Source organism: Intrasporangium sp. (assembly GCF_051961875.1).
Taxonomy (GTDB): Bacteria; Actinomycetota; Actinomycetes; order Actinomycetales; family Dermatophilaceae; genus Intrasporangium_A.
In genome coordinates, this window is sequence record NZ_JBQCCV010000065.1 from 1 (window position 1) to 6,936 (window position 6,936).

Consider the following 6,936-nt stretch of genomic DNA (forward strand, 5'->3'; position numbering starts at 1 on the left):
CCCCATCGTACATCGGCCCGATGGGGGTTGGGGGCGCGGGCCCCCCCCGGGGGGGCCCCCGCCCGATCCCCCGGCCAGCCCTCGCCTGGCAGCTGCCAGTCAGGTGCGTAGGTTAGGAGCCCGGCCACCTCCCCAGCCGGCGCGACATCGCGCCGGGAGCAATCCCAGTGTGAGGACGCGAGACGTCAGAGGAAATACGCAGATCTGCGTAGAACGTGCCGAGTGATACACCCGCCGGCTCTGGCACTTCAGCCGCCGACGGGGGAAAGTGAGGACATGAGCACCGACGACGGAAGCACCCAGGGCCAGACGAGCTACGTGATCATCGGAGGCGGCCTCACCGCTGCCAGGGCGGTCGAGGGGATCCGCGAGAGCGACCCAGACGGTGTCATCACCGTGGTTGCCGAGGAGAACCACCTGCCCTACGAGCGGCCGCCGTTGTCGAAGGGGATCATGCTCGGCAAGGACGAGGAGGACGTCGTCTTCCCCCACGACAAGGCCTGGTACGACGAGCAGCACGTCGAGCTCCGCCTCGGAACCGCGGCCACGGCGATCGATCCGGACGCTCACACCGTCACGCTCGCGAGCGGCGAAACCGTTCCGTTCACCAAGCTCCTCATCGCCACGGGCTCGAGCGTCCGGACCCTCGACGTCGAGGGAGCCGACCTGCAGGACATCTTCTACCTCCGCACCCTCGATGACTGCGAGGCGATCAAGGCGCGGCTCGTGGCTGGCAGCGAGATCGTCATCGTCGGTGCGGGCTGGATCGGCCTGGAGATTGCCGCCGCTGCGCGCGAGCACGGCTGCGAGGTCACCGTCGTCGAGCCTCAGGAGACGCCGCTCTATGGCGTGGTCGGCCCCGAGGTGGGCACGTGGTTCGCCGACCTGCACCGCTCGCACGGCGTCGAGTTCCGCTTCGGCGAGGGGGTGGACCGCTTCACCGGCACCGAGGACCGGAAGGTCGACGGGGTGGTCACGTCGAGCGGCAACACGCTCTCGGCGGACACCGTCGTAGTCGGTGTCGGGATCCGACCCAACACCCAGCTCGCCGAGGCGGCCGGACTCACGACGGACAACGGGATCGTCACCGACGCCGCCCTCATGACATCGGCCCCCGACATCTTTGCCGCCGGCGACGTCGCGAACTGGCGCAGCACCACCCTCGACACCAACCTCCGCGTCGAGCACTGGGCCAACGCCAACGACGCGGGCACCGCGGCCGGCAGGTCGATGGCTGGACAGGACGTCACCTTCGACCCCATCCCGTTCTTCTTCAGCGACCAGTACGACGTCGGGCTCGAGTACTCCGGCTACGTGCCCCGCGGCACGAAGGCGGACGTGGTCCTCCGCGGCGACCCGAAGACGAACGAGTTCATGGCGTTCTGGCTCGACGGCGACCGCGTCCTCGCCGGGATGCACGTCAACGTGTGGGACACAGTTCCGGCGATCGAGCAGCTCGTCCGCGACAAGACGCCGGTCGACCGCGGTAAGCTGACGGACTCGGATGTACAGCTTTCCGACGTGGGAGCCTGACGGACTTCCCCATTTCCGCCCGATCCGCTCAGTCCACTCGTATCGTCGAGAGCGGAGGTTGGGCGCCGGGGGGCGCAGACCAGCGCGTATGCCGCTCACCACGGTCCCGCGGCCATCTGCCGTTGGATCGTGGTGGGCTGGCTCCTGGCTGCCGGGCGCCCACCTCCGCCATCACGTCAGCTTGACCGTCGCCGAGGCAATGAGGACCCCGAGGGCGAGGGCCAGCAGGATGATCACGTCGACGGCCTTGTTGCGAACGGCGATGCCGCCGGCACCCGTGCGCTTCGTCACCGCCCGGATGAGCCCGGCCCCGGCGAAGGCTACCGCCATGACCTGACCAGCGAGGCGCACCTCCTTGAGCCCGAAGAGGACGAGCCCGGCCACGACCGCTCCCGCGACGAGCCACCAAGGTCCGAGGCGGCGAAAGCCGCTGCCGCGCAGGATCATCCAGCTGGGTGGGCAGCGGCCGCCTGCTCAGCGGCGTTGACGATGTTGGTGAGGAGCATCGCCCGGGTCATCGGGCCCACGCCCCCCGGGTTCGGGGCGACCCAGCCGGCGACCTCCGCCACGTCGGCCGCGACATCACCGGCGATCTTGCCCTCGACCCGGCTCACGCCGACGTCGAGGACCGCAGCGCCGGGCTTGACCATCTCGCCCCTGATGATGTTCGGCACCCCGGCCGCGGCGACGACGATGTCCGCCCGCCGCACCTCGGCGGCCAGGTCCTTGGTCCCGGTGTGGCAGAGGGTGACGGTCGCGTTCTCGGACTTGCGCGTGAGGATGAGCCCGAGCGGGCGGCCCACGGTGAGCCCGCGGCCCACGATGACGACCTTCGCGCCCGCGATCGGCACGTCGAAGCGACGCAGCAGCTCGATGATGCCCATGGGGGTGCACGGCAGGGGAGCGGGCTTGCCGAGGACGAGCCAGCCGAGGTTCATCGGGTGCAGGCCGTCGACGTCCTTGGTGGGATCGACGCGGGAGAGCAGGGCCAGCTCGTCGAGGCCGGTCGGCTGCTGGACGAGGAAGCCGGTGCAGGCGGGGTCGGCGTTGAGCTCGTCGATGACCGCCTCGACCTCGGCTTGGGTCGATGTCGCGGGAAGGTCGCGACGGATGCTGTTGATGCCCAGCTCGGCGCAGTCCTTGTGCTTCGCGCTGACGTACCACTGGCTGCCCGGGTCGTCACCGACGAGGACGGTGCCGAGACCCGGCACGACGCCGCGCTCGGCGAGGGCGGCGACGCGCTCCTTGAGCTCTGCCTTGATCGTCTTGAGGGTCGCCTTGCCGTCGAGGATCTGTGCCGTCACGGCGCCCATCCTCCCACGGGCCCCCATGCCCTCCGATCCCCTCCCATGGACGACCGCACACCCCTTTCGATCGAGAGTGCACTTCTCTGGATCGAGAGGCGCTCCTTCCGCGGAGTACGTGCGAAAGTGCCTCTCACGAACCCGTATGCCGCTGAGCTGGCTCCCAGCGCACCCGCACTCTCGCGCCTCCCGCCCTCAGGAGTCACGAGGAACAGGCTCGGCTCTCACTGCGCCAGCGCAAGCGAGGCGAGAGCGACGAGCCAGCTCGTGAAACTGCCGACGAGGAAGTACTCGGTGACCTCGTCGATAGAAACACGGGGCCCGCCCACACCGACGCTCCCGTTCCCGCGGGCCGTGGCCTGGATCTCGGGAAAGCGGAGCAGGCCCTTGGCGGCGATGACGAGGCTGGCCGCGCCGAACTCACCCGCAAGTCCGAGCCCGAGGATGACGAGCCGTTCCATCGGCCCGAGCAGGCGTCCGCCCTTGAGCCGGTCTGAGGGCTGCGGGGTGGAGGAGGCCTGGACCTGCTCGGGGCGTAGGGCCCCTGTCGCGAGCAGGACGAGCCGGACGATGACGTTGCCGGTCGCGATGTTGAAGAGGCCGAGCCCGAGCAGGAGCAGCAGCCGCGCGGGTGGGGGAGTGGGGCCGGGCAGGTCGGCCCAAGCGAGCCAGCCGGCCAGGGCCCCATCCGGGCTCGAGGCCCAGCCGGAGCCGAGCAGCAGGACAGACAGGGTGACGCCGAGCGCGGCGAGAGCAGTGAGGGCTCCGCGGCCGGTCGCCTGCGTCCGGCGGGACAGTGCCTGCCAGCAGGTGGTTCCGATCGCTCCCCACAGGAGCGCGAGCCAGTCCGGCAGGGAGGTGAGTCCGGTGACGACCGCGACGAGGAGGATGACGGCCGGAGTGACGAGGTGGGCCGCTCGGCCTGCGCGTCGCTGGTGGGAAGCGCGGGCGAGGTCACCGACGCCGAGACCGATGAGGACGACAGCGACCCATGTCATGGCAACTCGCCCAGGCCACGCACGGCCTCGAGGATGACGCCGATCCCGTCGCGGTGGACGCGCTGCGAGACGGCGGAGGGGGAGACGCCCAGCTCCTGGGCGAGGTCTTGCTGGGATCGACCGCTCATCAGCCCCTCCAGGATCGTCAACGAAGTGCCTGACAGAGAGGCAACCATGTAGTCCAGACAGTCCAGGGTGGCCTGCACGGGCAGGACGGCTCCCGGCTCGTCCCCGGGGGCGAGATAGCCGGTGCGTGCCGTGCGCGTCGCCGAGCGGCCGGCCTTCGCCTCGGTCCGCTCGATGGCCTCGCGGGCGGCCCACCAGGCCGAGCCGTCCTGGATGCCATGCTCGACGTCGAGGTCCTCGACCGAGCCTCGCGCGATGCCGAATCGCACGTCGATGTCGGGCGCGAGGTCGAGTCGCAGCATGAAGGCGGCCGTGAGCGCTTCACCGAGCCGGCCGTAGACCCCCTGGAATTCGTCTCCTACTGTTACTCGAAGAGGTGACCGAGCCACGATCATCCGGTTGACGCCGTCGAGGGAAGCGAGCACCTTCTCGTGCATTGCCCGACGGTCCACCGCGGCACGTGACCGCACTAAGTCGCCCAGCAGGGTGATGACGTTGTCGCCCTTCACTTCGTCCACGTGAAGAGCCTACCTTCAGTTTCCCCGAGTGAAGGGTATCCCTTCATTTTTGTCCGTGCTTGCCCTGCAACTCAGATGCGGCTGAGCGCGAGGCGCCGGCCACCACGCGGGTGACCGGCGCCTTGGGGCGGGAGGCAAGCTCACGCCATACGGAACCTGCTCAGATGAGGCCGAGCTGCTTGACCGCGTCGCGCTCCTCGGCGAGCTCCGCGACGGACGCGTCGATCTTCTGTCGCGAGAAGTCGTTGAGCTCGAGGCCCTGCACGATGGACCACTGGCCGTCCTTGACGGTCACGGGGAAGGACGAGATGAGCCCCTCCTCGACGCCGTAGGAGCCGTCCGAGCGAACCGCCATCGAGACCCAGTTGCCCTCGTCGGTGCCGAGCGCCCAGCTGCGGGCGTGGTCGATGGTTGCGGAGGCAGCGGACGCGGCCGACGACGCACCGCGCGCCTCGATGATCGCGGCGCCGCGCTTGGCGACGGTCGGGATGAAGGTGTTGGCGATCCAGTCCTGGTCGTTCACGGTCTCGGCGGCGTTCTTGCCACCGACCTCGGCGTGGAAGATGTCGGGGTACTGGGTCGCCGAGTGGTTGCCCCAGATCGTCATCTTCTTGATCTCGGTGACCGGGACGCCGAGCTTGGCGGCGAGCTGGCTGATCGCGCGGTTGTGGTCGAGGCGCGTCAGGGCCGAGAAGCGCTCGCTGGGGATGTCGGGGGCGTTGCTCATCGCGATGAGGGCGTTCGTGTTGGCCGGGTTGCCGGTGACGACGACGCGGATGTCGTCGGCGGCGACCTCGTTGAGCGCCTTGCCCTGGGGGGCGAAGATGCCGCCGTTGGCCTCGAGCAGGTCGCCGCGCTCCATGCCCGGGCCGCGGGGGCGGGCGCCGACGAGGAGGGCGAGGTTGACGCCGTCGAACATCTTCGTCGCGTCGTCGCCGATCTCGACGTTGGCGAGCGTCGGGAAGGCGCAGTCGTCGAGCTCCATGACGACGCCCTCGAGCGCCTTGAGCGCCGGCGTGATCTCGAGGAGGCGCAGCTCGACAGGGGTGTCGGGGCCGAAGATGGCGCCACTCGCGATGCGGAACAGGAGGCTGTAGCCGATCTGGCCGGCGGCGCCGGTGACGGCGACCTTGACGGGGGTTGTGCTCACGATTGGCCCTTCACGAGGTGCGGTCTGGACCTCCCGAAACTACCAGTCAGCCAAGTCACGCTCGCCCGCTGCCCCTGAGGGGTCGGTCACTCCTGCCTCGGGGCGGTTGTGCAGCAGGGCTTGCCCAGCGCCTGAAATGAGGCGTCGCCGCCGCATTGTACGTCGCGGAGGACAGGCTGAGGCTCGACCGAAGAGAACTCTGTGCGAATTCGCGGCTTCCGTTCAGGGCGGCTAGCATGCTGCGGGCTCTGCATACAGCTAGGCCGTGGTGAGACGGGGAGGGGCGACGAGTGACCGTGCGCTCGACGATTCATCGGAACGTGAAGCGATTCCGCAAGGCCAAGCGGCTCGTCCAGACGGCCCGTCTCCAGAACTCGAAGGCGGCCGCGCACCGCAGGCCCATCAAGCCGAACACGGTCCTCTACGAGACCTACTCGGGTAACGGCGTGACGTGTCACCCAGAGGCGATCTTCCAGCAACTTCTGCGTGAGCCGGACATGCAGCACCTCGAGCACATCTGGGTCCTCAATGACTTCGAGCGCTTCCCCGCGGTCCTCCGCCGCTACGCCGGCCGGCGCAATGTCCGGTTCGTCAAGTACCAGTCCCTCGCGTACTACCGAGCGCTCAGCACCTCGAAGTACCTGATCAACAACGTCACCTTCCCCAACCAGTTCAGCAAGCGTGAGGGTCAGGTCTACATCGGTACCTGGCACGGTGTTCCCCTCAAGAAGATGGGCTACCACGTCGAGGGCCACGCCGCGGACGCGAAGAACATCGTGCGCAACTTCCTCGCCGCTGACTACCTTCTTTCGGCTGGGCCGAAGATGACCGAGCTGATGTACCTGGACGCCTTCAAGATGGCCAACATCTACGAGGGAGCCATCCTGGAGATCGGCAATCCGCGGGTGGACAGGCAGTCCGATCCGGTCAACAGCCGTAACGAGCTCGACGAGTGGATGGCCGCCGCCGGGCTCGCCGTGGACGATCGCAACATCATCCTCTACGCACCGACGTGGAAGGGCGCCTCCTACTTCAACCCAGCGAACGACGCCGCGAACCTCCAGGCGACGATCGAAGAACTGGAGCGGCGGATCGACACGTCCCGCCACAGGGTGCTGCTGAAGGCGCACCAAGTAGTCGCCGAGGCCGTCAGCCGCAACACGACGCTTGGCGACCGGTTGATCCCCAACGAGGTGCCGACCAACGTCGTCCTTGGCGCCTCCTCAATGCTCATCACCGACTACTCGAGCATCTTCTACGACTTCGTCGCGAGCGGCCGGCCAGTCTTCTTCTACACACCGGACTTC

At 68.5% G+C, this 6,936-nt stretch carries 7 protein-coding genes; 2 read left to right on the forward strand and 5 right to left on the reverse strand.

Going from position 1 to position 6,936, the window contains the following annotated elements; translation table 11 throughout:
- The first annotated feature begins 276 nt into the window (after window positions 1–276).
- The gene (locus ACTHJJ_RS04055; RefSeq protein ID WP_440301655.1) at window positions 277–1,533 is read left to right on the forward strand and encodes an NAD(P)/FAD-dependent oxidoreductase; all 1,257 of its coding nucleotides are present in this window, start codon (window positions 277–279) and stop codon (window positions 1,531–1,533) included.
- Window positions 1,534–1,704: 171 nt separating this feature from the next.
- Here ACTHJJ_RS04055 and ACTHJJ_RS04060 read toward each other — a convergent pair whose 3' ends face one another.
- The 5 genes from ACTHJJ_RS04060 to ACTHJJ_RS04080 form a co-directional block, all read right to left on the reverse strand.
- Complete coding sequence (locus ACTHJJ_RS04060) at window positions 1,705–1,980, reverse strand: DUF3017 domain-containing protein (RefSeq protein ID WP_440301656.1); 276 nt, start codon at window positions 1,978–1,980, stop codon at window positions 1,705–1,707.
- On the reverse strand, window positions 1,977–2,837 hold the full coding sequence (locus tag ACTHJJ_RS04065; RefSeq protein WP_440301657.1) for a bifunctional methylenetetrahydrofolate dehydrogenase/methenyltetrahydrofolate cyclohydrolase: 861 nt from the start codon (window positions 2,835–2,837) through the stop codon (window positions 1,977–1,979). Before ACTHJJ_RS04065 ends, ACTHJJ_RS04060 begins: the two co-directional genes overlap by 4 nt.
- 224 nt (window positions 2,838–3,061) lie before the next feature.
- Window positions 3,062–3,835: a hypothetical protein gene (locus ACTHJJ_RS04070; RefSeq protein ID WP_440301658.1), complete on the reverse strand. Its 774-nt coding sequence runs from the start codon at window positions 3,833–3,835 to the stop codon at window positions 3,062–3,064.
- On the reverse strand, window positions 3,832–4,479 hold the full coding sequence (locus ACTHJJ_RS04075) for a SatD family protein (protein ID WP_440301659.1): 648 nt from the start codon (window positions 4,477–4,479) through the stop codon (window positions 3,832–3,834). Before ACTHJJ_RS04075 ends, ACTHJJ_RS04070 begins: the two co-directional genes overlap by 4 nt.
- A 160-nt stretch (window positions 4,480–4,639) precedes the next feature.
- Complete coding sequence (locus tag ACTHJJ_RS04080) at window positions 4,640–5,629, reverse strand: malate dehydrogenase (RefSeq protein WP_440301660.1); 990 nt, start codon at window positions 5,627–5,629, stop codon at window positions 4,640–4,642.
- Between the two features lie 320 nt (window positions 5,630–5,949).
- Between ACTHJJ_RS04080 and ACTHJJ_RS04085 the strand changes: the two genes are divergently transcribed.
- On the forward strand, window positions 5,950–6,936 hold a 987-nt coding region (locus ACTHJJ_RS04085; RefSeq protein WP_440301661.1), incomplete at its 3' end, for a CDP-glycerol glycerophosphotransferase family protein.